At 62.8% G+C, this 24,867-nt stretch carries 30 protein-coding genes and 1 tRNA gene; 21 read left to right on the top strand and 10 right to left on the bottom strand.

The window, feature by feature from the left end; all coding sequences use genetic code 11:
• Positions 1–3: 3 nt before the first annotated feature.
• Positions 4–1,437 carry a M48 family metalloprotease gene (locus NP552_RS04280; RefSeq protein WP_043864227.1) on the bottom strand — a complete coding sequence of 478 codons (1,434 nt, stop codon included), beginning with the start codon at positions 1,435–1,437 and terminating at the stop codon, positions 4–6.
• Positions 1,438–1,565: 128 nt separating this feature from the next.
• On the opposite strand from NP552_RS04280, the gene NP552_RS04275 reads away from it, so the two are divergent.
• Together NP552_RS04275 and NP552_RS04270 are read left to right on the top strand one after the other, a co-directional pair.
• Positions 1,566–1,805: a sulfurtransferase TusA family protein gene (locus tag NP552_RS04275; protein ID WP_043864226.1), complete on the top strand. Its 240-nt coding sequence runs from the start codon at positions 1,566–1,568 to the stop codon at positions 1,803–1,805.
• 23 nt (positions 1,806–1,828) lie between these two features.
• On the top strand, positions 1,829–2,899 hold the full coding sequence (locus NP552_RS04270; RefSeq protein ID WP_043864225.1) for an AI-2E family transporter: 1,071 nt from the start codon (positions 1,829–1,831) through the stop codon (positions 2,897–2,899).
• Positions 2,900–2,929: 30 nt separating this feature from the next.
• Here NP552_RS04270 and NP552_RS04265 read toward each other — a convergent pair whose 3' ends face one another.
• Positions 2,930–3,403, bottom strand: a complete 474-nt coding sequence (locus NP552_RS04265; protein WP_043864224.1) for a peroxiredoxin — start codon at positions 3,401–3,403, stop codon at positions 2,930–2,932.
• A gap of 11 nt (positions 3,404–3,414) precedes the next feature.
• The gene (locus tag NP552_RS04260) at positions 3,415–3,975 is read right to left on the bottom strand and encodes a glycine cleavage system protein R (protein WP_043864223.1); all 561 of its coding nucleotides are present in this window, start codon (positions 3,973–3,975) and stop codon (positions 3,415–3,417) included.
• 260 nt (positions 3,976–4,235) lie between these two features.
• Here NP552_RS04260 and dapA point away from each other — a divergent pair, with 260 nt between their 5' ends.
• From dapA to NP552_RS04215, 9 genes are all read left to right on the top strand, one after another.
• Positions 4,236–5,114 (top strand): 4-hydroxy-tetrahydrodipicolinate synthase, encoded by an 879-nt coding sequence (gene dapA, locus NP552_RS04255; RefSeq protein ID WP_043864222.1) that lies wholly within the window; start codon positions 4,236–4,238, stop codon positions 5,112–5,114.
• Positions 5,115–5,131: 17 nt separating this feature from the next.
• Entirely contained in the window at positions 5,132–6,247 is a 1,116-nt protein-coding gene (gene bamC, locus NP552_RS04250) for an outer membrane protein assembly factor BamC (RefSeq protein WP_213607179.1), read from the top strand.
• Positions 6,248–7,006, top strand: coding sequence for an MBL fold metallo-hydrolase (locus tag NP552_RS04245; RefSeq protein ID WP_043864220.1), 759 nt, complete (start codon positions 6,248–6,250; stop codon positions 7,004–7,006).
• 30 nt (positions 7,007–7,036) lie between these two features.
• On the top strand, positions 7,037–7,747 hold the full coding sequence (purC, locus tag NP552_RS04240) for a phosphoribosylaminoimidazolesuccinocarboxamide synthase (protein WP_010223163.1): 711 nt from the start codon (positions 7,037–7,039) through the stop codon (positions 7,745–7,747).
• A 92-nt stretch (positions 7,748–7,839) separates the two neighbouring features.
• Positions 7,840–7,929: transfer RNA gene (locus NP552_RS04235), tRNA-Ser, on the top strand.
• Positions 7,930–8,178: 249 nt separating this feature from the next.
• Positions 8,179–8,304, top strand: a complete 126-nt coding sequence (locus NP552_RS04230) for a hypothetical protein (RefSeq protein ID WP_254996984.1) — start codon at positions 8,179–8,181, stop codon at positions 8,302–8,304.
• A gap of 64 nt (positions 8,305–8,368) precedes the next feature.
• A complete protein-coding gene (locus NP552_RS04225; protein ID WP_100634611.1) occupies positions 8,369–9,586 on the top strand; it encodes a YcaO-like family protein in 1,218 nt (405 codons plus the stop codon).
• Between the two features lie 80 nt (positions 9,587–9,666).
• A complete protein-coding gene (locus NP552_RS04220) occupies positions 9,667–10,932 on the top strand; it encodes a trans-sulfuration enzyme family protein (protein WP_274096456.1) in 1,266 nt (421 codons plus the stop codon).
• A 188-nt stretch (positions 10,933–11,120) separates the two neighbouring features.
• Entirely contained in the window at positions 11,121–11,312 is a 192-nt protein-coding gene (locus NP552_RS04215; protein WP_043864211.1) for a YhfL family protein, read from the top strand.
• Positions 11,313–11,476: 164 nt separating this feature from the next.
• On the opposite strand, the gene NP552_RS04210 is transcribed toward NP552_RS04215, so the two are convergent.
• A complete protein-coding gene (locus tag NP552_RS04210; RefSeq protein WP_043864210.1) occupies positions 11,477–11,704 on the bottom strand; it encodes a YdcH family protein in 228 nt (75 codons plus the stop codon).
• A 114-nt stretch (positions 11,705–11,818) separates the two neighbouring features.
• On the opposite strand from NP552_RS04210, the gene NP552_RS04205 reads away from it, so the two are divergent.
• The 5 genes from NP552_RS04205 (at position 11,819) to NP552_RS04185 (ending at position 16,551) form a co-directional block, all read left to right on the top strand.
• Entirely contained in the window at positions 11,819–12,184 is a 366-nt protein-coding gene (locus tag NP552_RS04205; RefSeq protein ID WP_058541519.1) for a 5-carboxymethyl-2-hydroxymuconate Delta-isomerase, read from the top strand.
• 200 nt (positions 12,185–12,384) lie between these two features.
• On the top strand, positions 12,385–14,019 hold the full coding sequence (locus NP552_RS04200; protein ID WP_078481643.1) for a phosphoethanolamine transferase: 1,635 nt from the start codon (positions 12,385–12,387) through the stop codon (positions 14,017–14,019).
• Positions 14,020–14,116: 97 nt separating this feature from the next.
• Positions 14,117–15,250, top strand: coding sequence for a ribonuclease D (gene rnd / locus NP552_RS04195; RefSeq protein WP_043864207.1), 1,134 nt, complete (start codon positions 14,117–14,119; stop codon positions 15,248–15,250).
• Positions 15,247–15,540: a YcgL domain-containing protein gene (locus NP552_RS04190; protein WP_043864206.1), complete on the top strand. Its 294-nt coding sequence runs from the start codon at positions 15,247–15,249 to the stop codon at positions 15,538–15,540. The genes rnd and NP552_RS04190 overlap by 4 nt, the downstream gene beginning before the upstream one ends.
• 78 nt (positions 15,541–15,618) lie before the next feature.
• Positions 15,619–16,551, top strand: coding sequence for a D-2-hydroxyacid dehydrogenase (locus NP552_RS04185; RefSeq protein ID WP_274096455.1), 933 nt, complete (start codon positions 15,619–15,621; stop codon positions 16,549–16,551).
• 99 nt (positions 16,552–16,650) lie between these two features.
• On the opposite strand, the gene NP552_RS04180 is transcribed toward NP552_RS04185, so the two are convergent.
• A complete protein-coding gene (locus tag NP552_RS04180; RefSeq protein ID WP_043864204.1) occupies positions 16,651–17,244 on the bottom strand; it encodes a nitroreductase family protein in 594 nt (197 codons plus the stop codon).
• A gap of 152 nt (positions 17,245–17,396) precedes the next feature.
• Here NP552_RS04180 and NP552_RS04175 point away from each other — a divergent pair, with 152 nt between their 5' ends.
• Positions 17,397–17,843, top strand: a complete 447-nt coding sequence (locus tag NP552_RS04175) for a YcgN family cysteine cluster protein (RefSeq protein WP_043864203.1) — start codon at positions 17,397–17,399, stop codon at positions 17,841–17,843.
• Between the two features lie 23 nt (positions 17,844–17,866).
• Positions 17,867–19,087 (top strand): hypothetical protein, encoded by a 1,221-nt coding sequence (locus NP552_RS04170; protein ID WP_043864202.1) that lies wholly within the window; start codon positions 17,867–17,869, stop codon positions 19,085–19,087.
• Here the strand turns inward: NP552_RS04170 and NP552_RS04165 are convergent.
• The 3 genes from NP552_RS04165 to NP552_RS04155 form a co-directional block, all read right to left on the bottom strand.
• Positions 19,084–19,449, bottom strand: a complete 366-nt coding sequence (locus NP552_RS04165) for a YgaP family membrane protein (RefSeq protein ID WP_043864201.1) — start codon at positions 19,447–19,449, stop codon at positions 19,084–19,086. The two genes, NP552_RS04170 and NP552_RS04165, sit on opposite strands and share 4 nt — an antisense overlap.
• Positions 19,450–19,515: 66 nt before the next feature.
• Positions 19,516–19,986 (bottom strand): RNA methyltransferase, encoded by a 471-nt coding sequence (locus tag NP552_RS04160; RefSeq protein ID WP_196932130.1) that lies wholly within the window; start codon positions 19,984–19,986, stop codon positions 19,516–19,518.
• Positions 19,987–20,051: 65 nt separating this feature from the next.
• On the bottom strand, positions 20,052–20,426 hold the full coding sequence (locus NP552_RS04155; protein ID WP_043864199.1) for a YajD family HNH nuclease: 375 nt from the start codon (positions 20,424–20,426) through the stop codon (positions 20,052–20,054).
• 126 nt (positions 20,427–20,552) lie between these two features.
• Between NP552_RS04155 and NP552_RS04150 the strand changes: the two genes are divergently transcribed.
• The gene (locus NP552_RS04150) at positions 20,553–20,831 is read left to right on the top strand and encodes a hypothetical protein (protein WP_043864198.1); all 279 of its coding nucleotides are present in this window, start codon (positions 20,553–20,555) and stop codon (positions 20,829–20,831) included.
• On the opposite strand, the gene NP552_RS04145 is transcribed toward NP552_RS04150, so the two are convergent.
• Positions 20,828–21,301 carry a cyclic nucleotide-binding domain-containing protein gene (locus NP552_RS04145; protein WP_088514493.1) on the bottom strand — a complete coding sequence of 158 codons (474 nt, stop codon included), beginning with the start codon at positions 21,299–21,301 and terminating at the stop codon, positions 20,828–20,830. The genes NP552_RS04150 and NP552_RS04145 overlap by 4 nt on opposite strands.
• Before the next feature lie 136 nt (positions 21,302–21,437).
• Positions 21,438–23,489, bottom strand: a complete 2,052-nt coding sequence (locus NP552_RS04140; RefSeq protein ID WP_274096454.1) for a S9 family peptidase — start codon at positions 23,487–23,489, stop codon at positions 21,438–21,440.
• 84 nt (positions 23,490–23,573) lie between these two features.
• Here NP552_RS04140 and NP552_RS04135 point away from each other — a divergent pair, with 84 nt between their 5' ends.
• Together NP552_RS04135 and NP552_RS04130 are read left to right on the top strand one after the other, a co-directional pair.
• Positions 23,574–24,065 (top strand): MFS transporter, encoded by a 492-nt coding sequence (locus NP552_RS04135; protein WP_100634621.1) that lies wholly within the window; start codon positions 23,574–23,576, stop codon positions 24,063–24,065.
• Positions 24,066–24,089: 24 nt separating this feature from the next.
• The gene (locus tag NP552_RS04130) at positions 24,090–24,866 is read left to right on the top strand and encodes a class II glutamine amidotransferase (RefSeq protein WP_043864194.1); all 777 of its coding nucleotides are present in this window, start codon (positions 24,090–24,092) and stop codon (positions 24,864–24,866) included.
• Position 24,867 lies beyond the last annotated feature (1 nt).

Here is a 24,867-nt window from a genome sequence, read left to right as displayed (position 1 = left end):
GTGTCAGCGCATCATGTCCTTGACCATCCGCTGCTGTTCCATCAGCTCGCGCTGACGGGCATCGATCTTCGACGACAGCACAAAGTTGTTGCCCGCCCGCTGCTTGGCGTAGTCGAGCTGCTGCAAGGCCTGGTCGAAGTCGCCCACCAGAGCAAAGTACTCGGCGCGAGCCTGGTGCAGGCCGATTGTGTTGCCCGACAGGCCGCGAACCTCCGCCACCTCATACCAGACATCCGGGTCTTGTGGCCGATTCTTGAGCAGCGCATCCAGTGCCTTCTCTGCCTCGGCCGGGCGGTTCTGCTTGAGCAGCAGGTCGATGCGTGACTGCTGCAGCGGGTAGTTGCCCGGGTACAGGGCTCGCATCTTCTCCACCCGTTGCTGGGCATCGGCCAGGCGGTTGTTGGTGACGTCCAGGTCGATCTGCGCAAGGTTGTAGGTGATGTCGTTGGGTGCCTTGGCGAGCAAGGGCTTGAGGCTCTCGCGGGCCTCGTTGAGCTGGCCGCCCTTGATCTGCGCCAGTGCCAGGCCGTAACGCGCCGCATCCAGGTTGGGGTTTTCGTCCAGCAGGGCGCGGAAGCGCTTGGCACCCAGGCCCGGCGTGCCTTCGTAGGTCAGTTGCAGGCGTGCACGAATCAACTGGTAGCGCAGGCTGTCGTCCACACCGCCCTTGGGGGCCTGTTCGGCACGGTTGCGGGTGTCGGCGACCCGCGACTCGGTAACCGGGTGAGTCAGCAGAAACTCCGGTGGCTTGGCGCTGTACTGGTACTGGCGCATCAGCCGTTCGAACATGGTCGGCATGTTGCGCGGATCGTAGCCGGCCTTTTCCAGGTTGAGGATGCCGATGCGGTCGGCCTCCTGTTCGTTCTGGCGCGAGAAGCGCCGTTGTTCCTGGATCGCGGCGGCCTGGGTGCCGGCAATCGCGGCGATGCCGGCATCGCCAGCCCCGGCAGCGGCGGCAATGATGCCCACCAGCAGGGCACCCATCATCGGCAGCTGCATGCGTTGCTGGGCTTCCACGCCGCGGGCGAAGTGGCGTTGCGACAAGTGCGCCAGTTCGTGGGCCAGCACCGAGGCGTACTCGCCCTCGGTCTGGGCGTTCAGGAACAGGCCGCCGTTGACCCCCACGATCCCGCCGGGGGCGGCGAAGGCGTTGAGTTCCTTGCTGTCGATCAGGATGAACTCCAGGCGCCGGTCCTGCAGCTGGCTGGTTTCGGCAAGGCGGTAGACGCTGGTTTCGACGTAGTCCTTGAGCTGGGGGTCGGACAGCTGGCGCACGTTGCCGCGCAGCAGGCTCAACCAGGCGCGGCCCAGTTGATGTTCCTGTTGCGGGGAAACGATGGCCGAGCTGGCGTCGCCGAGTGACGGCAGGTCGTCGGCATGGCTCGGTAGAGCCAGCAGGCAAGCCAGCGTCAGCAGGGTAGGGCGCAGAAAATTCATGCACGAAGCTCGGGTCGACAAAGAACCTTACTGTAGCCGGCTCACACGTTGACGACCAGTGGCGGTATCCTACGAGGTCTGTGCATGCCGCTACCTGCCGTGGGCATGTACCTGCCTGGAGAAGCCCGATGACCGATGCCGTACCCTGCGACGCCGAACTGGATGCCAGCGGCCTGAATTGTCCCTTGCCGTTGCTCAAGGCCAAGATGGAGCTCAACCGCCTGGGCAGTGGTGCAGTACTCAAGGTGGTGGCCACCGATGCCGGCTCGCAGCGCGACTTCCGCACTTTTGCCCGCCTGGCCGGTCATACGCTGCTGCATGAGCAGGCCGACGCCGGGGTCTACACCTACTGGCTCAAGAAAGCCTGAACCTTTCTCTTTAAGGATCACCGATGTTCAAAGTGCTTCGTGGCTGGCTGCACCGCTATTTCTCGGATGAAGAAGCGGTGGTGCTGGCGGTCCTGCTGTTTCTGGGGTTCACCGCGATACTGACCCTGGGCGGCATGCTGGCGCCGGTGCTGGCGGGCATGGTGCTGGCGTTCCTGATGCAGGGCCTGGTCAATGCGCTGGAGCGCCTGCGGGTGCCCAGCAAGGTGGCGGTGGGGCTGGTGTTCCTGCTGTTCCTGAGCGCGCTGGCGGTGTTCCTGCTGGTGCTGGTGCCGTTGCTCTGGCACCAGTTGATCACCCTGTTCAACGAACTGCCGGGCATGCTTGGCAAGTGGCAGTCGCTGCTGTTGCTGCTGCCGGAGCGCTACCCGCATCTGGTCTCGGATGAGCAGGTGCTGCAGGCCATCGAGGCGATGCGCGGCGAGATCGGCAAGTTTGGTCAATGGGCGCTGACCTTCTCGCTGTCGAGCCTGCCGTTGCTGGTCAACATCATGATCTACCTGGTGCTGGTGCCGATCCTGGTGTTCTTCTTTCTCAAGGACCGCGAGCAGATCGCGCGCTGGGTCAGCGGCTACCTGCCGCGCGAGCGGGCCCTGATGACCCGCGTGGCCGAGGAGATGAACCGCCAGATCGCCAACTACATTCGCGGCAAGGGCATCGAGATCCTGATCTGCGGCGTGGCCACCTACATCGCGTTCATCGCACTGGGCCTGAACTATGCGGCGCTGCTTGCGCTGCTGGTGGGGTTGTCGGTGGTGGTGCCGTATGTGGGGGCGGTGGTGGTAACCGTACCGGTGACCCTGATTGCCCTGTTCCAGTGGGGCTGGGGCGACCAGTTCATCTACCTGATGGCGGTGTACGCGATCATCCAGGCGCTGGACGGCAACGTGCTGGTGCCGCTGCTGTTCTCCGAAGCGGTCAGCCTGCACCCGGTGGCGATCATCTGCGCAGTACTGCTGTTTGGCGGATTGTGGGGCTTCTGGGGGATCTTCTTCGCGATCCCGCTGGCTACGCTGTTCAAGGCGGTGCTCGACGCCTGGCCGCGGCGTGAGCCGGTGGTGGCGCCGCTGCTCTAGCCGCGGCGCACGCTTCGCCGGCGAAGCGCTTCAGCCCTTGTTCAATGCTTGCGCCTGCGCCAGCACCGCTTCCACATGCCCGGGCACCTTCACGCCGCGCCATTCCTTGCGCAGCACACCCTCGCTGTCGATCAGGAAGGTGCTGCGGTCCACCCCCATGTATTCCTTGCCGTACAGCTTCTTGAGCTTGATCACGTCGAACAGCTGGCACAGGGCTTCGTCCTTGTCGCTGATCAGCTCGAACGGGAAGCCCTGCTTGGCCTTGAAGTTCTCGTGGGACTTGAGCCCGTCACGCGATACGCCGAACACCTCGGTGTTGGCCGCCTGGAACGCCGCGTACTGGTCGCGAAAGCCCTGGCCTTCGGTGGTGCAGCCCGGGGTGCTGTCCTTGGGGTAGAAGTAGATCACCACTTGGCGACCCTTCAGGCCGCTCAGGCTGACGGTCTTGGCGCCGGTGGCTTGCGCCTCGAAATCGGCGACGGGTTGGTCGAGTGCTACGGCCATTGCGGGTTTCCTTACATGGGGTTCTGTGGGCGCCACGGTTCGATCAGCGCATCCAGGTTCAGGGCGTCGGAGAAGTCCAGGAACTGGTCACGCAGCCAGCTGATCTGGGTGCCGGCCGGCAGGGTCACGGTGAACGTGGCGTTGAGCATGGTGCCGCCGGTCTGTGGTGCCTGATAGGTGTCGCAGGTCAGGTTCTCCAGCTCGACGTTGTGGTCGATGAAGAACTGGCACAGCTCGTTGATGATGTCGGGGCGGTACGCGGCACTGACATAGGCGACGTAGGGCAGCGACAGCGGGCGCACTTCGAGTTCGGCGCTACGCACCACATTCACGGTGAAGGTGTGCTTCTTGGCCAGGGTCGGCAGCGCCGCTTCGAAACGCGCCAGGGCGTCCCAGCTACCGGTGACCTGCAGCACCAGTGCGCTGCACTCGCCGTGGCGGGTCAGGCGCGAGGTGACGACCGAGCAGCGATTGTCGTTGCTGGCCCGGCACAGAATGTTGGTCAGTTCCATGGGGTTGGCGCCCAGGGCACTGATGACAAGGAATTGTTCGCGAACGGTGGGGGTGGACATGCAGCATTCCTAAAGCGATGAGCGGTCGGTACGTGACGGGGCAAATAGGCTTGTCGGCGTGGTTCCGTGGCTCAGGATCGAGGGCTCGGGCACTGTCGGGGCGCGTTGTCGGCAGCCCGGCGGGCCGCTGTGTACCGATCAAAGAGAGAAGGGTAGCGAAAATGGTCGCCGAGGGGAATGCTCCTGCCGCCTGCTTCGCTTGTGCAAGCCCTGTGGCGCCAGTACCATTACCGCTCTCTTTTTCCGGCAGGAGCAGCTTCATGATTGCGGGCAGTATGGTGGCATTGGTCACACCCATGGATGCACAAGGGCGTCTTGACTGGGACAGCCTCAGCAAACTCGTGGACTTCCACCTGGAAAACGGCACCCACGCCATCGTTGCGGTCGGTACCACCGGCGAATCGGCGACCCTGGATGTCAATGAGCACATCGAAGTCATCAAGGCCGTGGTCAAGCAGGTCAACGGCCGTATTCCGGTGATCGCCGGTACGGGTGCCAACTCCACCAGCGAAGCGGTGCACCTGACCCGCAATGCCAAGGACGCCGGTGCCGACGCCTGCCTGCTGGTGGTGCCTTACTACAACAAGCCGACCCAGGAAGGCCTGTACCAGCACTTCAAGCACATTGCCGAAGCCGTCGACATCCCGCAGATCCTCTACAACGTGCCCGGCCGTACCGCCTGTGACATGCAGGCCGAGACCGTGATCCGTCTCTCGAGCGTGCCGAACATCATCGGCATCAAGGAAGCCACCGGCGACCTCAAGCGTGCCAAGGCGATCCTGGATGGCGTGAGCAAGGATTTCATCGTGCTGTCCGGCGATGATCCGACCGCCGTCGAACTGATCCTGCTGGGCGGTAAAGGCAACATCTCGGTGACCGCCAACGTCGCCCCGCGCGAAATGGCCGACCTGTGCAACGCCGCACTCGAAGGCAAGGCCGACGAGGCCCGCGCCATCAACGAAAAACTGATGCCCCTGCACAAGGACCTGTTCGTCGAAGCCAACCCGATTCCGGTGAAGTGGGCTTTGGTCGAAATGGGCCTGATGCACAAAGGCATCCGCCTGCCGCTGACCTGGCTGAGCGAATCCTGTCACGATACGGTACGCCAGGCCATGCGCCAGTGCGGCCTGAAGTTTTAATTGAGGACGTACACCGCATGAAGCGATTGGCTGGTCTTTCCGCCCTTGCCTTGATCATCTCCAGCACCAGTGGTTGTGGCTGGCTCTGGGGCGAAGAGGGTTACTTCCGTGACCGGGGCAGCGATTATCTGGAGGCCACTCAAAAGCCGCCGATGCAGCTGCCGCCGGATGTCAGCAACGTCAAGCGTCTTGACCCGCTGCTGCCGATTCCGCGCAACGTCGCCGACGACAACGTCAAGGGCGAGTTCGAAGTGCCGCGTCCACAGCCGTTGGCGGCAGGTGCCGACATCAGCGATTTCAGCCTGCAGAAGAGCGGCGCTTCGCGTTGGGTCCTGGCCCAGCGCGCCCCGGCCGAGGTGTGGCCGGTGGCCCACCAGTTCTTCGAGGACAACGGCTTCCGCATCGCCGAAGAGCGCCCGCAGACCGGCGAGTTCAGCACCACCTGGCAGCGTTTCGACGAGTTGTCGGCGTCCATGGCCCAGCGCCTGGGCGGTGTTGCAGGCAGCAGCAACAATGAAATCCGTGCCCGGGTTCGCATCGAGCCGGGCGTACAGCGCAATACCAGTGAAGTCTATGTGGTGACCGTCGAGCGTGCTGCCGGCAGCGCCACCGAACAGGACTTTCCGGCACGCGCCGAGAACACCGGTGTGGACGCTGCACTGGTCGACGAAATGCTTGCCAGCATGACCCGCAGCGCCGAGAAGGGCGGTTCGGTATCGCTGCTGGCGGCCCGTGACTTCGATACCCCGAGCCGTGTCAGCCTGAGCGAAGACGGCAGCGGCAACCCGGTACTGAACCTGGGCGCCGACCTCGATCGCGCGTGGTCCAGCGTCGGCCGTGCCCTGGAACAGGGCGAATGGCGGGTTGAGGATATCAACCGCAGCCTGGGCCTGTACTACATCAACCTTGCCGAAAAAGCCGAGGCCAAGGACCAGGAGCCTGGTTTCTTCAGCCGCCTGTTCGGCAGCGCGCCGAGCAAGGAAGAGCGTGAAGCCCGCGCCGAGCGCTATCAGGTACGCCTGAGCAAGGTGGGTGACAGCGTGCAGGTGACGGTCGAGAAGAACATCAACACCGTGGCCCCGGCCGATGTGGCCCGTCGCGTGCTGAGCGTCATCCAGGACAACCTGGGTTAAGTGCGCTTCGCCGTACTCGGAAGTGGCAGCCAGGGAAATGGCACGCTGATTGTCAGTGGCAGTACCTGCGTACTGGTCGATTGCGGGTTCTCCCTGCGCGAAACCGAGCGGCGTCTGGCGCTGCTCGGCGTGTCGGCGGCGCAGTTGAGCGCGGTGCTGGTGACCCACGAGCATGCCGACCACGTGCATGGGGTGGGGTTGCTGGCGCGGCGCTACAATGTGCCGGTGTACCTCAGTCGTGGCACCTTGCGCGGGATGCGCAAGCCCGTGGAGCCCAGCGGCTTCCTGGCAGCTGGCGATACCCTGCAGCTGGGTGCATTGAGCATTGCCGCCGTTGGCGTCAGCCACGATGCGCTGGAGCCCTTGCAGTATGTGTTCAGCGATGGCCGCCGCCGGTTTGGCGTGCTGACCGACCTGGGCTCGTACGACGCGGCCCTGCTCGACAGCTATCAGGGCCTGGACGCCTTGCTGATCGAAGCCAACCATTGTCGCGACATGCTGGGCCGCGGGCATTACCCGATGTTCCTCAAGCAGCGCGTGGGTGGCGACTACGGACATTTGAACAACCACCAGGCCGCGCGCCTGGTGTCGGAGTTGGGCTGGCAGAACCTGCAGCACCTGGTGCTGGCCCACCTCAGCAGCAAGAACAACCTGCCACAGCTGGCCCGGCAATGTTTCGTCGACGCCCTCGGGTGTGACCCGGACTGGCTGCAAGTGGCGAATCAGGATTACGGGCTCGACTGGCGCGAAATCGCCTAGCCCATTTCAATTTAGCAAGCGGAGCCCATCATGGAAAAACGTGAAGAACTCTACCGCGGCAAAGCCAAGTCGGTGTACAAGACCGACGACGCCGACCGCTTGATCCTGCTGTTTCGCAACGACACCTCGGCGTTCGACGGCAAGCGTATCGAACAGCTCGACCGCAAGGGCATGGTGAACAACAAGTTCAACGCCTTCATCATGCAGAAGCTTGAAGAAGCCGGCATTCCAACCCAGTTCGACAAGCTGCTGGGCGACAACGAATGCCTGGTCAAGAAGCTCGACATGATTCCGGTCGAGTGCGTGGTGCGCAACTACGCAGCCGGCAGCCTGGTCAAGCGCCTGGGCGTGGAGGAGGGCATCAAGCTGGAGCCCTCGACGTTCGAGCTGTTCCTCAAGAACGACGAGAAGGGCGACCCGTTCATCAACGAATCCCACGTGGTTGCGTTCGGCTGGGGCACCGCCGAGCAGCTGGTGAAAATGAAGGCGCTGTCGTTGAAGGTCAACGAAGTGCTGAGCAAGCTGTTCGACGACGCTGGTCTGCTGCTGGTGGACTTCAAGCTCGAGTTCGGCGTGTTCCATGGCGAGATCGTGCTGGGTGACGAGTTCAGCCCGGATGGTTGCCGCCTGTGGGACAAGGAAACCCGCAAGAAGATGGACAAGGACCGCTTCCGTCAGGGTCTGGGCGACGTGATCGAAGCCTACGAAGAAGTTGCCAAGCGTCTGGGCGTGCCGCTGTAAGCGCGTGACTGACGCAAGCGCCTGATACCACGCGAATTTTTTTCACAAGAAGCTTTGCGTTTGGGAAAACTGCTGGTATCATGCGCGCCACTGGAGAGATGCCGGAGTGGCCGAACGGGACGGATTCGAAATCCGTTGTACTGGCAACAGTACCTAGGGTTCAAATCCCTATCTCTCCGCCATACATGCAAGAGCCCCTGAAACCTACGGTTTCAGGGGCTTTTTGCTTTTCGCGTGCGCACAGCAATTGTGCGTAGGAAACACTGTTCCCTGTTTCGGCGCATTCTGGCACTCAAGTAACACCCCATAAACCACGTATTCACGCCTGGAGTCAGGACTTTTCCTATGGGCAGTGAAAGTGGCCGGTATTACTCTCGACCTGCACCTGAAAACAAGTGCGCACATGAATCCATCATGAAAAGGATATTTCCATGGGTAAGTACTGCTGCATGTATATCAACGAGTTCAAGGTCGACCAACCTGCTGAAGACGAAGTGGATAGCGTCAAGCTGGAAGAAGAGTTCACGCCAGAAGAAGCTGCTGTACTGGCTGAGTGATGAAAATGAATGAGGCGCTTGCTGCGCCTCATTTTTCTTTCAGCGTATATGGAAATTCCAGCCGATGAACATGATTGCTCCCGAGCGTACGTTGTCATTGCAAGATGCAGAAAGTGTGATAGATCAGCATTTTATCAACGAAGGAATACAGGTAACCCTGAACCGTTACGGTAGCCCGCTGTCCAGCACTGTGGCCACGCTTGAATTCCCCTTTGACAGCCGTGACATGGAGTCTGTCGGCTGCGGAAAAGGGTATGAAGCAGAGGCGCGCATCGGCGCCAAGTATGAAGCGTATGAACATAGCATGGGGCCACTTCAACTACGCTCCCATAGCGCCTTGCAGTGTTTTGATTCGGTAGTTTCCCAACCGGCCCTGCAGGACGTACTGCCGGTGCAGATGCTTCGTCATTCGAAGACTGCACAGATGGCTGTCATCCACTTTGCGGCGCATGAAGCATCAGGCGGCGCTGATCTGCACTACCCGTCATTCCTGATCAATCATCAGTATGCCAATGAAGCCATCGCTGGCGATGATGCCGACTATGGCGCTGCGCGCCGATATTCCTGTGGTACGGGTGTGGCAGCAGGCTACGGGTTCACCGAGGCGGCGATACATGCCGCGAGCGAAGTCATAGAGCGCCACGGTATCGGCCGCTTTATTGCACAGCACTTCTTTTACGAGTGCAAAACACCCATAAGAAAGATCGCTCACGCCTCGATGCCGCAAGCATTGCTGCAAACCTTGCGCGATGCGCAAGGTGCTATCGGGGCCTCGATCGAAGTGTTCGACGCCACCAGCCAGATACCCTATCCCGTTTTCATTGCCTATTGCCCAGACAAGACAATCGCCGATGTGCATGTGGTTGGCGGTGGCTGTTCGCTGTACCCGAGCCACGCCGCAGCACGCGCCATCAAGGAGCTGGTGCAGCAATACAAAGTCGCCGAAGGCCTGGAAGAGGTCACCCGGGAATGGACAGGTTCAAGGAACAACCTGGCACGGCACCCACGGCTACTGCGGTGCCTGCGCCTGGCGTTTGATTCGACGCAGCGCGCCAGGATGACATCTGCCCCCATGCCACGCGACCCGGACAGAATGCCACTGGATCAACATTTGCTGCACCTGAAGCACGAGTGCTTCAAGGCGGATCATCCCATCTGGGTAAAGGAGCTGCATTGCAGCGCGGCCCAAGTGAGCCTGGCCTGTGCCGTCATGCCGAAAATGGAAAGGTTCTCCATCGTCTCGCTGGGTGGAAAAGTGGTGCCTTGCTACAAGTACGAGTAAACGGCACCACCCTCAGGTCGCCAGGGGCAGGTCATCATCAACGGGCTGGATCAGCCCTCTCTTTCGGAATCAGGCCATTCATGAGCCCAACCAAAAACGTGAGCCCGCGTGAACGGCAGCGCCGTGATTATCTGCTGTCTTCGCCACTCGGCGCTGCTACCCGCGCGATCCACCTGGGGCAACATGAGGCGGGCCTGGATCAGTTTCCAGTGCCCGCACTGATCTGCAATTCCGCGGCACTGTTGGACTCCGTTGAAGCGGGGAGGGACATGCTCGGCAATGCAGAGGGGGAAAACTTTGCCTACCAGCGCTACGCCAACCCCACCGTTTCCGTCCTGGAGGCGAAGTTTCGTGCCATCGAACACTGCGCCTACAGTCTGGCAGTCAACAGCGGAATGACCGCCTGCCTGCTGGTCTTTCGTGCGCTGCTGGGCGCAGGTGACCACGTCATCGTGCCCCGCGGCCTGTTCTATGAAGTGATCGAACAGCTTGAGCATGAAACACGTCAGCGTGGCATAACGCTGTCGGTCATTGAAGCGTACGAAACGGCGGCGTTTCAGGCGGCCCTGCGGCCCGACACCAGAATGATCTTTATCGAGGCACCCACCAACCCGGCTTTTCTGGACATCAATATTGCGGAACTGGCGAAACTTTGCATGAAGAACGCCGTTCTTCTGGTTGTCGACAATACCTTTCTAACGCCACTTTGCCAGAAGCCGTTGTCGCTGGGGGCGGCAGTGACCTTGTATTCCACCACCAAGCATATCAATGGACACGGTGATGTAATGGGCGGGATGGTAAGTACCAATGACCCGGATCTGTTCAAGGCATTGAAGTCTCACAGGGAAAGTGCCGGGCTGATCCTCGACCCGTTTTCGGCCTGGCTTACGGTGCGTGGTTTGAGAACACTTGCGCTCAGATTGAAAAAGCATGCCGACAATGCACTTGCGGTCATTGCCATGTTGAATCAGGAGTTTCCCACGTTGCAATGGCGTGCCGTTTGGTCGACCAGGAGCGCACAGGCCAACGGCATTGACCCGTCATTGCATACAGGCCTTATTGCCATTGTGCTGCCTTCGCAGGAAGCGGGCACAATCTTTGTTAGTCAACTGCAATTGATACGAACAGGTACCACCTTCGGGAACATTGAATCCCTGTGTTATCACTACGGTAGTTTTGCCCGAGCAGGCGGCACCGACCTGGAGCGAATGGGCGTACCTCGCGGGTTGGTCCGGATCTCTGTGGGGCTGGAAGACACCGACGATATCAATGCAGACATCAGGCGCGCACTGCGCCTTGCCATGCTCACCCAAGCCTCGGCAGCAGGCGAAGTGTCGCCGGTGTGAAGCTCGAGAATCTGAGCCGAAAATCAGAATGACCGTCGAAGTCGATTCGCAGGCCCTGCCCGGGCAACTAGCACGAACGTTCCATAAGACTTTGAAAGGTGTAACAAATCTTTTGATTTATTGTGCTGACCTCCCTACAATCGCCGCGCCATCAGTAAGACGGCGAATCGTAATTTAAGGGATTTAGAATGAAAAAGTTTATCAAGGCATCGGTCGCAATCGCTGTTGTTTCGGGTGTTGCCCTGCTGTCCGGTTGCACTGGCCAAGTGTACAACCAGCCAAAGAACTGCTCGTACGATTACCTGTTCCACCCTTCGGTTTCCATCTCCAAGGTTATTGGTGGCTGCGGTCCAATCGACAAACTGCCGCAGCAGCAGTAAGTTTGGCGTGATCAGGCCATTGCGGCCTGATCAAGAAACCCCGACACGCCAAGTGTCGGGGTTTTTTTTGGCTTGCCAATTATCTGGCAAAAAATTTGATATCAAAATGATATTAACTGTTGTGGTCAACCAAGATTTATCCAGCACGGCCAGCGGTACAACGCCTAGGCCTTGAGATGGTCGACGATCTCATCCTTGGTCAGCAGCCGTTTCTTGCGCAGTTCCGTCACCTGATCGTCCGTGGCGCTGCCGCTTTCTGCCTCGACCACTTGGGCGTCGATCGCGTTGTACTTCTCGTGCAACGTACTGAGCCGCGGATCGGTTTTCTTTTTTTCGTCGAAGGCTTCCCTGGTCAGATTCAGGTCTGCAAGCAAATCGTGTTTGACCGGCATCTCTTCACCTCTGCTGATAGGTTGGTGGGCATGAACCTTCAGGATAGACGCGTTTGCCGCCCCCCGCAGATGGGGTAGTCTGTCGAATCATTTCCCCCGACGGACGCCCGAGTCATGCCCCATCTGCACCTGGAATACAGCGCCAACCTGCGCGAGCTTGAAGTCGACAAGGTTCTGCTGCGCCTGAATCACGCGCTGGTCGGCAGTGGTCAGTTCGCCCAGGAACTGGATATCAAGAGTCGCGCGCGCGCCTTCGAACATTTTCGTGTGGGCGTGGCCCCGGTCGAGCGGGCATTTGTCTGTGTGCGGCTGTCGCTGCTCAGCGGCCGCTCCCCGGAGGTCAAGAAGCAGCTCTCGGGCAGCCTGCTCGAGGTGCTCAAGGATGCGGTGGTCGAGGTGAGCGGTCGCGAGCTTCAGTTGAGCGTCGAGCTGGTCGACATGGACCGCGACAGCTACGCCAAGGTGCTGTTGCCCGCCTGACCGCTGTTCGGGAGCAGGGCGACAAGGCCCTGTTCCTGAATAAAGGCTGAACAAGAAGTGTTCTGCCCTTCGCTCAATAAAGTGCAATTATTTGTTGGCGTCTTTTTCACGAAAAATTGATGGCACCCTGCCTACAGTCCGCCTTGTTTTTAATTGATGTTGCAATGACATCGTCCCGGACTTTCAAGAAGCGAAGCGCCATGTTCAAGTTAAAACCCCTGCGTGCCGAATGGGTAACGTTGATTGCCAGCCTGTACCTGTTGATCGGTTTCAACGCGGTACTGTGGCAGCATGTTTTCAGTATCGTGCCGGGGGATGCCCCGGGCCTGGTGCTGCGCCTGGCGTTTGCCGTGCTGGTGTTCTGCGCGTTCAACCTGGTGCTGACCCTGGTGGCCTTCCGGCCCGTGTTCAAGCCGGTGCTGGCGGGGTTGTTCCTTGTCAGCGCGGGGGTGGCCTACTTCATGAATCGCTACGGCGTGCTGATCGATGTGGGCATGTTGCGCAATACCATGGAAACCAATGCCACCGAAGTGCGTGATCTGCTCTCGTTCACGTTGGCCGGCTATATCCTGTTACTGGGCGTAGTGCCGAGTATTCTTTTATATAAAACCCCGATTCTTTATCGCACCTTCCCCCGCGAGTTGTTGAGCAAGTTGGTGGTCGGTACGGCCAGCGCAACAGTACTGGGCGCGGTGGCATTGCTCAATTACCAGGGGCTTTCCTCGTTGTTTCGCAATCACCATGAACTGCACCTGATGGTCGTGCCCAGCAACTATGTCGGCGCCGCAGTAGCCTATGTCAGCGAGCAGCTAGGCAGCGCGCATGTACCGTTGCGCCGCATTGGCGAAGATGCCGTGCGCCCGCTGGCGGTAACGCCCCAGGCCCGCAAGTCGTTGACCGTGCTGGTGGTGGGCGAGAGCGCCCGCGCACAGAACTTCGGCCTGCTCGGTTACGACCGCGATACCACGCCTCAGCTGAGCAAGGAGGCGGGGCTGGTGGCCTTCAGCGACGTGCATTCGTGCGGCACCGAAACGGCGGTGTCGGTACCCTGCATGTTCTCCACCTTCACCCGCAAGCAGTATGACGCCAGCAAGGCCAGGAACCAGGAGGGCCTGCTCGACGTGCTGCAGCGTGCCGGCATCGCGGTGCACTGGCGCGACAACCAGTCCGGCTGCAAGGGCACCTGCGATCGCGTGGCGTTCGAGGATGTCAGCAACCTCAAGGACCCGGCCCTGTGCGCCGACAGCGAATGCCACGACGAAATCCTGTTGAAGGGGCTGGAGGCGATGCTCGACAACCTGCAGCAGGACACCGTGCTGGTACTGCACCAGATGGGCAGCCACGGGCCGGAGTACTTCAAGCGCTACCCCAAGGCCTACGAGCGTTTCACCCCGGTGTGCCGCAGCAATGCCCTGGACAAGTGCGACCGCCAGAGCATCATCAATGGCTACGACAACACCCTGGTGTACACCGACCACGTGCTGGCCACGCTGATCGACGTCCTGCGCAGCCGCCAGGACAAGGTCGACACCGCCATGCTGTACCTGTCCGACCATGGAGAGTCGCTCGGTGAGTACAACCTGTTCCTGCACGGCACGCCCTACATGCTCGCTCCCGAGCAGCAGAAGCACATACCGATGCTGGCGTGGTTTTCCGATGGCTATCGCAAGGACTATGCCGTCGATACCGACTGTCTGCAGCGCTCGCGCAACCAGCCGCTGAGCCAGGACAACCTGTTCCATTCGATGCTCGGCCTGCTGCGGGTGCACACCTCGGTGTACGACCCGCAACTGGACATGTTCGCCAGTTGCCGTCCGGTGGTCGCTACACACTGACCGCGTGCGCAGGCTGGCGAGGGAACGGCGGTCGAGCGGTTTCCCGGCGGTGGCCTGCGCCGTATATACTGCGCGCCATTGTTCGTGGGAGAGCCTTGTGGCCATCGATATTCACTGGATTTGCGACGACCGCAGCCTGGCCGAGCACTGCCGACAGTGGCGGCAGTTGCCTTATGTAGCGCTTGATACCGAATTCATGCGGGTTGACACGTTTTACCCCATCGCCGGTTTGATCCAGGTCGGCGACGGGCAGCGTGCCTTTCTGATCGATCCGTTGCTGATCGGCGACTGGCAGCCGCTGGCCGAGCTGCTCGAAGACAGCGCCGTGACCAAGGTGCTGCATGCCTGCAGCGAAGATCTCGAAGTGCTGATGCGCCTGACCGGCAGCCTGCCGGCGCCGCTGTTCGACACCCAACTGGCCGCCGGCTACCTGAATCTCGGGTTCTCCATGGGCTACTCGCGACTGGTGCAGGAAGTACTCGGCATCGAGCTGCCCAAGGGCGAGACCCGTTCGGACTGGCTGCAGCGCCCGCTGTCGGAAACCCAGGTCAGCTACGCCGCCGAAGATGCCGTGCACCTGGCCGAAGTCTACGAGCGCCTGCGCCCGCAGCTGTCCGAAGACAAGAATGCCTGGGTGCTGGAAGACGGCGCCGAGCTGGTGGCCCAACTGCGCCGCGAAACCGACCCCTACGAGCTGTACCGTGATGCCAAGCTGGCCTGGAAGCTGTCGCGTGCGCAACTGGCGGTACTGCGCGAGCTGTGCGCCTGGCGCGAACGCGAGGCGCGTGCGCGCAACCTGCCGCGCAACCGGGTGCTGCGCGAGCAATCGCTGTGGCCTCTGGCCCGTACCCAGCCCGACAATCTGTCGGCCCTGGCCAAGATCGAAGACATGCACCCGCGCACCATTCGCCAGGATGGCGAGTTCCTGCTCGAGCTGATCAAGAAGGCCGCCAGCGTGCCGCCCAGCGAGTGGCCGCCGGCCCTGCCCGAGCCCTTGCCGATCGAGGCTTCGGCGCTGCTCAAGCAGCTGCGTGCCATCGGCCAGGCCGAAGGCGAGCGCCTGGGCATCGCGCCCGAACTGATGCTGCGAAAGAAAACCCTCGAGGCGCTGCTCAAGAGCGGCTACCCCAACGGGCCCTATCAACTGCCTGATTCGTTGCGCGGCTGGCGCCGCGAGCGGATGGGCCAGGCGCTGCTCGATTGCCTGGCCGGCACCGGAGACCAGCCATGAAACGTATCTGCTCGATCTACAAGAGCCCGCGCAAGAATGAAATGTACCTCTACGTGCTCAAGGCCGATGGCCTGGAGCGCGTGCCCGAGGGGCTGCTGCCGGCCTTTGGCAAGCCGGTGCATGCCTTCGACCTGGTGTTGACCCCCGAACGCCAACTGGCCCGCGAAGACATCACCCAGGTGCTGGCCAATCTGGAGAAGCAGGGCTACCACCTGCAGATGCCGCCACTTGAAGACGAGTACATCGAGCATCTTCCCGAAGAGCTGTTGCGGCGCAACGACCCGGTCTGAGCTTTTTTCTGTCTTGCATGGCGCGGCCCGCGCAGTGAGCGGGCCAGCGCCGTGGTTTATGCCAAGGTTATCCAAAACATGCGCGTTCTGATCGTTGAACAGGATCATGCCCTTTACGCTCGCCTGCTGCGCGAGATGGCACCGGACCTCGAGGTAGTGACCAGCGGCGACTCTGCCGAACTGTCGAAGCTGGCAGCAGAGTGCCCGGTGTGGCTCGGCCAGCCCGATCTGCTGGCCACCCTGCTGCGTCAGGGCCACGGCCCTGCCTGGGTGCAGTCGACCTGGGCCGGCATCACCCCGCTGTTGGTCGACGGCTTGCCGCGTGGCTATCGTCTGACGCGGGCGGTGGGCATCTTTGGCCAGGTGATGGCCGAGTACGTGCTCACCTACATGCTCGGCCATGAGCGCGAGGTGCTCGCGCGCGTGCTCAGCCAGGTGGAACGCAAGTGGGACGGGCGCCTGGGGCGCAGCCTGGAAGGGCGGCGCGTGCTGATCGTGGGCACCGGTGACATCGGCCAGCAGGTTGCCGAGTTCCTGCTGCCCTTCGGTGTCACCTTGTATGGCGTGGCCAGCCAGGCCCGCGTACAGGCGCCGTTTGTCGAGGTGGCCGGCCTGGATGAGCTGGGGCGGTTGGTGGGCGAGGTGGATTATGTGGTCAACCTGCTGCCCGACACGCCTGTCACCCACGACCTGTACAACGCCGCGCTGTTCGCCAGGTTCAACCCCCAGGCGCTGTTCATCAATGCCGGGCGTGGGGTATCGGTGGTCGATGCCGACCTGGTCGAGGCGCTGAAGCTGGGGCACCTGGCGGGCGCGGTGATCGATGTATGCCGCCAGGAGCCGCTGCCGCAGCGTCATCCGTTCTGGACCGCCTGGGGCCTGCTGCTGACCGGGCACAGCTCGGCGCCGACCTCGCCGACGGCGATGGTGCGTTTGTTCGTGGAGAATCTGCGGGCATACGAGGCGGGGCAGGCGTTGCGTGGCGAGGTGGATTTCGAGCGGGGCTACTGACTGAAACCGCGTCGCAGCCTTCGTTGGCAAGGCCGGCGCCTACAGGAGATCCTTTAGGCGCCGGCCTTGCCGGCGAAAGGGGCGCCGCGAACTTCAGCCCTACAGGCTGAAATCACCCTCGGCCGCCAGCTCGCTCAACGGCTTGCGCGGGCTTGGCACTTCACGGGCCTGCAGGTACTCGGCCAGGCTCGCCTTGTCGCCCAGCTTGCCGATGGCGACCATCGCATGCAGTTCATAGCCGTCCGGAATCTTCAGCTCCTTGCGCGCCAGCGCCTGGTCGAACCCGGCCATGCCGTGGGTATGCCAGCCACTGATGCTGGCCTGCAACGCCAGGTGGCCCCAGGCCGAGCCGGTGTCGAAGGTGTGCCACAGCGCCGGGGTTTCTTCGCTGGCGCCAGGGGCGGTAAAGGTGGTCTTGGAAATCACCAGCACCAGCGCAGAGGCGTGCTGGGCCCAGCTGCGGTTGAATTCGTTGAGCAGGCCCAGGAAGCGCTCCCAGTTCGGCGTGTCACGGCGCGCGAACAGAAAGCGCCACGGCTGCGAGTTGTAGGCCGAGGGGGCCCAGCGCGCCGCTTCGAAGAAGCTCAGCAGGGTGTCTTCGGCAATCGGTTCGGCGGTAAACGCCCGGGGCGACCAGCGCTGGATGAACTGCTCGGCAATGGCATAGTCGGCAACGCGAGGGTTGGCACTCATGGAGGGGTTCCTGACGGGGTGGGGAAACACACAGCCTGTCAAACTACTGCGTGGCGCCAGCCCTGACAAGCGGTCTGGCAAAGCCCGGCCACACGCCCTAGACTGGCGCCGCCACGCGCGCGCACTTGAATTGAAACAGGACAAAACGCACCATGCCTGCCACCCAACCCTTCTGGATCAGCAAGCCCCTCGATCAGCTCGATCGCCAGGAGTGGGAGTCGCTGTGCGATGGGTGCGGCCTGTGCTGCCTGCAAAAGCTCGAGGACGAAGACGACAACAGCGTCTACTACACCAGCATTGCCTGCAAGCTGCTCGACCTCAAGACCTGCCAGTGCAGCGATTACCCCAACCGCTTTGCCTCGGTACCCGACTGCATCCAGCTCACCCCGGGCAAGGCCGACCAGTTCAAGTGGCTGCCGCCCACCTGTGGCTATCGGTTGGTCAGCGAGGGCAAGGACCTGCCCAGCTGGCATCACCTGGTCAGTGGCGATCGCGAGCAGGTGCACAAGCAACGCATTTCGTGGTCTGGCCGCATGCTCAGTGAAGACAGCGTGGCCGAAGACGATTGGGAAGACTATCTGATTTTCCGCGCCGGCTGAGGCTGCGGCGCAAGGGGATGTGAATGGAGATACGTCGCTGTTTGCTGGGGGCTGCGCTGTTGCTGGCGAGCCATGGCGCTTGGGCGAAGAAGGTCGATCTGGATTACCACGTGCGCCTGCTGCCCCAGAGCGGGCAGGCCGAGGTGCGCCTGACCCTGGCCGACGGCGCAGCGGTGCGCAGCCTGGATTTCGACTTGGGCAAGGAAGCCGTCTACAGCGATTTCAAGGCCGATGGCGCCTGGCAGTTGCAGGCCGGAGCACGCCGTGGCCTGTGGCAGCCGGGGGCAGGAGTGTCCAGCCTGAGCTACCGGGTACAGCTTAACCATGCCCTGAAGAACGCCGGCTACGACAGCCGCATCACTGCGCAATGGGCCTTGTTCCGGGGCGATGACCTGGTGCCTGCCGCGCGCCTCGACCAGCAGGACGGCACCGAGCTGGTCGCGCGCCTGGTGTTCGAGTTGCCGGGCGACTGGAAGAGTGTCGAAACGCCCTGGCCGCGGATTGGCAAGCAGCGTTTCCGCATCGACAACCCTTCGCGGTTGTTCGACCGACCTACCGGCTGGATGCTCGCCGGCAACCTGGGCAGCCGGCGCACCCGTCTGGGCGAGACCGAGGTCACCGTCGCCGGGCCCCAGGGCCAGGGCCTGCGGCGCATGGACACCCTGACCCTGCTGACGTTCGTGTGGCCACAGCTGCAGAGCGTGTTCCCGCGCAACCCGCCCAAGCTGCTGCTGGTGGGCGCCCGCGACCAGTTGTGGCGCGGCACCCGGGCCGGCTACCACTCGATCTACCTCAACAGCAATCGCCCTTTGGTCAACGAGAACGGCAGCAGCCCGTTGTTGCGCGAACTGGTGCGGGTGTTCGCCCAGGTCAACGACCAGGAACGCAGTGACTGGATTGGCGAGGGGCTGGCCGAATACTACGGCATCGAACTGCTGCGCCGTGCCGGTGGCATCACCGAGGACCGCTACCAGGCGGTGCAGGCCCGGTTGGCCAGGCAGGGCGAAAAGGTCACCACGCTGCGCGGCGAGCAGATCACCGATGCGGGGGTGGCCCGTGCGGTGTTGCTGCTGCAGGCGCTGGACCGCGAGATCCGCCTGCACACGCATAACCAGCGTTCGCTGGACGACGTGACCCAGGGCCTGATGCGCCTCAACAGCGTCAGCACTGCGGAGTTCATCCAGCTCAGTGAAAACGTGCTGGGACGTGGCTCCGAGGTGCTGGACACCAAGCTGTTGCGTTAGGCCTTGGGGCTTTTGAGCGAGTCGTTGCCGGTGACCGTGGCGCTGTGGGTGGCCGCTTGCGCATTGGCCTTCAGCACGCTGAGCTCTTCACCGGTGCGTTCGATCTTGCTGCGGATCTGATCCAGGTCGCGGCGCCCGCGCTCGATCAGGCTCTTGGCCGAACTGTGTCCGGTGATGCCCCGGGCCAGCGCCACGCCGCCGATGGCGATCTGGATCAGGCCGAAGAAACCGCCGCGACGCAGCCCCTTGCCGACCATCACCACACCCGTGGCCAGGGAGCCAGCGCGCTCCCAGCCTTGCACGTTGTGTTCGGTCTTGCTCTGAAACGGTGTGGCCAGGGTCAGGGTCTTGTTCTGGGACATGGTCGTACTCCTGTGGGGGCATGGATAGTCAGCAGACCGCCAGGGCCGCCAGGACGTTCCCGCGGATTACTTGAATTTGGGCCCGGAGCGGGTGTTCAGGCCCTTGGCCATGCGGTCGTAGAGCACCACGTTGACGGTAGCAGCGAGGTTCATGCAGCCATTGGTCGGGATGTAGATGGTCTCTTCGCACCAGGCGCGCACGTCGGCATCCAGCGAGCCGTCTTCAGGGCCGAAGATGTAGATCGCGCGGTCGGGGTGAGTGTATTCGGGCAGCGGGCGGGCGCCCTCGATCAGTTCGACGGCAACCGGTGTGCAGCCCAGCGGGATGATCTTCTGCAGGTCGTCGATGCCGATCAGCGGGATGTCATAGTGCACCCGCTTGGTGTCGGTGACGAAGTCGCGGGCGCGCTCGTAGCGCTTGCCGGTGTAGAACACCGAGTTCACGCCATAGCAACCCGCCGCACGCATCACCGAACCGACGTTCTCCGCTGATTTGGGGTTGAACAGACCAATGCAGCTGTACCGTTTGTTCGCCACGTGCCGGGGCCCTTGAGAAAAAAGACGCGATTATACGGGCTTGCCGGCACGGGTGGGGCGCAGGGTCAGTCTTTCTTGAGCAGCCCGGCCAGCCCGGCGAACGGGTTATGGGTGGCCTTGGCGATGCTTGGGCTGGCGGTGGAGCCTTCGCTGAAGTACTGCTGGTCGGTGTAGCGCGAGTGCTCGTTGTCGTGGCAGTACAGGCACAGCAGTTCCCAGTTCGAACCGTCCTGGGGGTTGTTGTCGTGGTTGTGGTCGCGGTGGTGCACGGTCAGTTCGCTCAGGCGCTTGCCGGCGAATTCGCGGGCGCAGCGGCCGCACACGTGGGGGTACATGCGCAGGGCCTTGTCGCGGTAGCCCATTTCCTTGTCGCGCTTGGCATCGGCGAGGATGCGGTCCAGCCGCGCGGTGGCGGCGGCGGAAGAGGTTGCCGAACTCATGGTTGTACCTTTCTCGGGCTTGTTACGGTTATGCCGTGAAGTTTAGCGCCATGACGGGCATTTCGGACAGGCAAACCGCAGCGCTTGCGCGTAGCCTGTAGGCAGCACTCTCCAGGAGCCCGCCCCATGCGCCATGCGAGCATTGCCCTGCTGTTGATTGCCTGGCTCGGCCAGGCCCAGGCTGCGGACCTGCAGCCACGCACCCTCGCACCGGTACCGGGTGCACCGGGTACGCCCACGCCCACCCCTTACCCGCAGGTGGCCCCGTCGACCATCCCCCGTGCAGGGCAGGGCTCGTCGGGTGCGCCGCTGTTGCCGCCGATTCCCTTGCCCAGCCCGCCGAAGGACCAGCCGCTGCCAGGGCTTGCGCCGGATGCCGGCAAGGACAAACCGCGCGAGGGCTAGACCTGCTGCGAGAGACGCTGGCCGTCGAGCATGCGCAGGCGACGCGACAGTGCCACGGCCAGGGCGCGGATGATCTTGGCGGCCACCTTGGGCGTTTCGTTGAGCATTTTTTCCAGTGAGTCCTTGCCCAGGTTGAGCAGTTGACAGTCGCTGGCGGCCACGCAGCTGGCCGATCGGCGTTCGCCGTCCAGCACGGCCATCTCGCCAAAGGCGCGGCCCTTGCGCAGGGTGGCGATCTCCACCTGATGCTCGTCGGGGTCGGTCTTGCGTACCGATACCTGGCCCGAGTGGATGATGCACATGAAGGTGCCGGCATCGCCTTCGTGGAAGATTTCCTCGCCCTGGGCGATGGTGCTGATGCTGAAGTAGCCGGCAGCGGTCTGAAAGTCAGGCGGCAGCAGTTGGTCGAACAGGCCGCAGTCCATGAGCATGTCGCGAATTTCGTTGTTCAGGGAGGTCGGGTCGGGCATCGCGGTTGGTCTTTTTCTTGGAGGTTTGTGGTGTCTGGTTTTCGCCGTCAAGGCCGGCTCCTGCAATGGCCAGTGCATAGCTTGCAGGAGCCGGCCTTGCCGGCGAATTGCTGATTCAGACAACAGAAATCCTGAATTACACCAGGCCCAGCACTTTAAATACGAACGCGTACTCCAGTGCCACGTCCTTGAGCCCCTGGTAGCGCCCACTCATGCCGCCATGCCCGGCGCCCATCTCGGTCTTGAGCAGCAGCAGGTTGTCATCGGTCTTGTGCACGCGCAGCTTGGCCACCCACTTGGCCGCCTCCCAGTACTGCACGCGGCTGTCGTTGTAACCGGCCACCACCAACAGGGCAGGGTAGGCCTGGGCCTTCACGTTCTCGTAGGGCGCATACGCCTTGATGCGCGCGTGCACCTCGGGCTCCTGCGGGTTGCCCCACTCGTCATACTCGGTGACGGTCAGCGGCAGATCGGGGTCGAGCATGGTGTTGAGCACGTCGACGAACGGCACCTCGGCAATCGCCGCCTTGAACAGCTCGGGACGCTGGTTGAGCACCGCGCCGATCAGCAGCCCGCCGGCACTGCCGCCACTGATCGCCAGGTGCTCGGCATCGGTCACGCCGGTGGCGATCAGGTGTTCGGCGCAGGCGATGAAGTCGCTGAAGGTGTTGGGCTTGTGCTCCTGCTTGCCGGCCCGGTACCAGGCCTCGCCCAGTTCGCCGCCGCCGCGCACGTGGGCAATGGCGAAGGCCACGCCGCGCTCCAGCAGGCTCAGGCGCGCATGGGAAAACCACGGGTCCAGGCTTTCGCCGTAGGCACCGTAGCCGTACAGGTACAGCGGCACCGGCTTGCCGAGGTCCTCACGGCGCTGAACCAGGCTGATCGGTACCTGCGTGCCGTCGCCGGCGGTGGCCCACAGGCGCTGGCTGACGTAGGCGTCGGGGTCGAACGGGCCGAGCACCGGGGTCTGCTTGAGCACCTGCTGCTGACCATCGGCAAGCGTCAGCTGGCGTACCTGCGCAGGGCGGTTCAGCGCCTCGTAGCGCAGACGGATGCGTGGGCTGTCGAACTCCAGGCTGTCCTGCACGTACAGGCTGTAGGCTGCATCCGGCAGCTCGACGCGGTAGGTGGGCAGGCCGTGGGGGCGCACCTCGATGATCGGCAGGCCGCCCTCGCGCAGGCTCAGGGTCAGGGCGCTGGCGTTCAGGGTCAGCCCCTCGAGCATCACGGTGTCGCGGTGCGGCACCAGTACCTGCCACTGCTCGTGGGTTGGCAGGGTGTCGGCCGGGCCGTGGAACAGGGCGAAATTGATGCCTTGCTGGTTGCTGCGGATGAACCAGTGCCAGTGGCCGTTCAACTGGCCATGGTCAGGGTAGTACTCATGGCCTTCGACCCGTGGTGCCAGGCAGGTGAACGCCTGTTCCGGGGTGTGCGCATCCAGTACCCAGGCCTCGCTGGTGGTCTTGCTGTTGAGCAGCAGGATCAGCTGGCGCTCGGAGCTGGCGCGGTAGCAGTGCAGGAAGAAGCGACCGTCGGCCTCCTCGAACACCTGCACCGCCCCCTGGGTGCCCAGGCGATGACGCATCAGCCGGTGCGGGCGGTGGGTGTCGTCCAGTTCGGCGAAGAACAGCGTCTGGCTGTCGTTGGCCCAGGTCATGCTGCCGTCGCAGTCTTCGAACGGCAGCTGCTCGACCGTGCCGCTGGCCAGGTCCTTGACGTACAGGGTGTAGACCTCGTCGCCGCTGGTATCCAGGCTGTAGGCCAGGCGCTGGTGGTCGGGGCTGATGTTGAAGGCGCCCAGGCTGAGGAAGCCACCGGCGGCCAGCAGGTTGGGGTCCAGCAGCAGCTCTTCGCGGCTTTCATCGACCGTCGGCGAATCGTCTGCCGGGCGTGGGCAGCGGTAATGACGCGGGTACTCGTCGCCGGCGGTGGTGCGGGTGTAGTAAAGGTAGGGGCCCCAGGGCGAGGCCAGCGACAGGTCGGTTTCGAGAATGCGGCCACGGATCTCTTCGAACAGCTGCTCGCGCAACCCGGCCTGGTCGGCCAGTTGCGCCTCCTGATAGGCGTTTTCCGCGTTCAGGTAGGCCAGCACCTCGGGGGTGTCCCGGGCCTGCAACCAGGCATAGGGATCGGTGCCGGCATCCTGGCGGGCGATCGGGGCTTGGGGGGCGTTGGCAGCTGCGGACATGCGGGGTTCTCTTTGCTGGGGCGCGCCTGCGCGCTGAAAAGTCGTTATCATAAGCATCTATTTGCCTAGCTTGCCACGGACGCCATGACCGAGAACGATTATCTGCTCGCCTGGGGACTCTATGCCCTGGCCGCCCTGGGTTGCCTGCTGGTGGGCTTTCGCCTGACCGCGTGGATGTGGCGCTGGTTGCGCGAGCCGCTGCGGGTGATCATGGCAGTGCTGCTGCTGACCCCGACCATCATCGACCCGGTGAAGGAGAAGTTCGCCCCGGCCATTGCCATCACTGCCCTGGACCTGGCCTTCAAGGTCGGCAACAACGTGCTGCGCGCCGCGTCCGACCTGGCCATGTACGGCATGATCGCGTTCATCCTGTATGCCGTGTTCGTGCTGCTGCGCTGGCCGCTGGAGCGCCGTGCCAAGGCCCGCCGCGCCGCTGCCGAAGCCGCCGCCAGGCGCGATGCCGACGAGCCGCTGGACGACCAGCCGTTCGCCGCCGACAGCCGTGACCGCTACCGCAGCGAACCCCCTGAAGCACCCGCCGGCGGCAGCCGCGAGCGCCTCGAACCGCGTTTGTAAGATCCGCCCTGGAGCGACCCCTGCATGTGTGAATTACTGGGCATGAGCGCCAATGTCCCTACCGATATCGTGTTCAGCTTCACCGGGCTGATGCAGCGTGGCGGACGTACCGGGCCGCACCGTGACGGCTGGGGCATCGGCTTCTATGAAGGCCGTGGCCTGCGCCTGTTCCAGGACCCGGCGGCCAGCTGCGAGTCGGAAGTCGCCAACCTGGTGCAGCGTTATCCGATCAAGAGCGAGGTGGTCATCGGCCACATTCGCCAGGCCAACGTGGGCAAGGTATGCCTGTCCAACACCCACCCGTTCGTGCGCGAACTGTGGGGGCGCAACTGGTGCTTCGCACACAACGGCCAGCTGGGCGACTTCCAGGGGCAACGCACCTTCTACCGCCCGGTGGGCGATACCGACAGCGAGGCCGCCTTCTGCGACCTGCTCAACCGCATCCGCGAGGCATTCCCCGAGCCGGTCGAGGTCGAGGAGCTGATCCCGGTGCTGGTGCAGGCCTGCGCCGAGTTCCGTGGCAAGGGCGTGTTCAACTGCCTGCTCAGCGATGGCGACTGGCTGTTCTGCTTCTGTTCGACCAAGCTGGTACACATCACCCGGCGCGCACCGTTCGGCCCGGCGCGGCTCAAGGACGTGGACATGATCGTCGACTTCCAGGCCGAGACCACGCCCAACGACGTGGTCACCGTCATTGCCACCGAGGCCTTGACCGAGGACGAGATCTGGCACCGCTACGAGCCTGGCCAGTGGGGCCTGTGGCGGCGCGGTGAATGCATTGCCCAGGGTCAGGCCAGCTAAG

Origin of the sequence: Pseudomonas sp. 8209 (assembly GCF_028682105.1) — a bacterium.
Taxonomy (GTDB): domain Bacteria; phylum Pseudomonadota; class Gammaproteobacteria; order Pseudomonadales; family Pseudomonadaceae; genus Aquipseudomonas; species Aquipseudomonas palmensis.
Note: the sequence above shows the minus strand (reverse complement) of the source record. Positions and strands in the feature narration are given on the sequence as shown.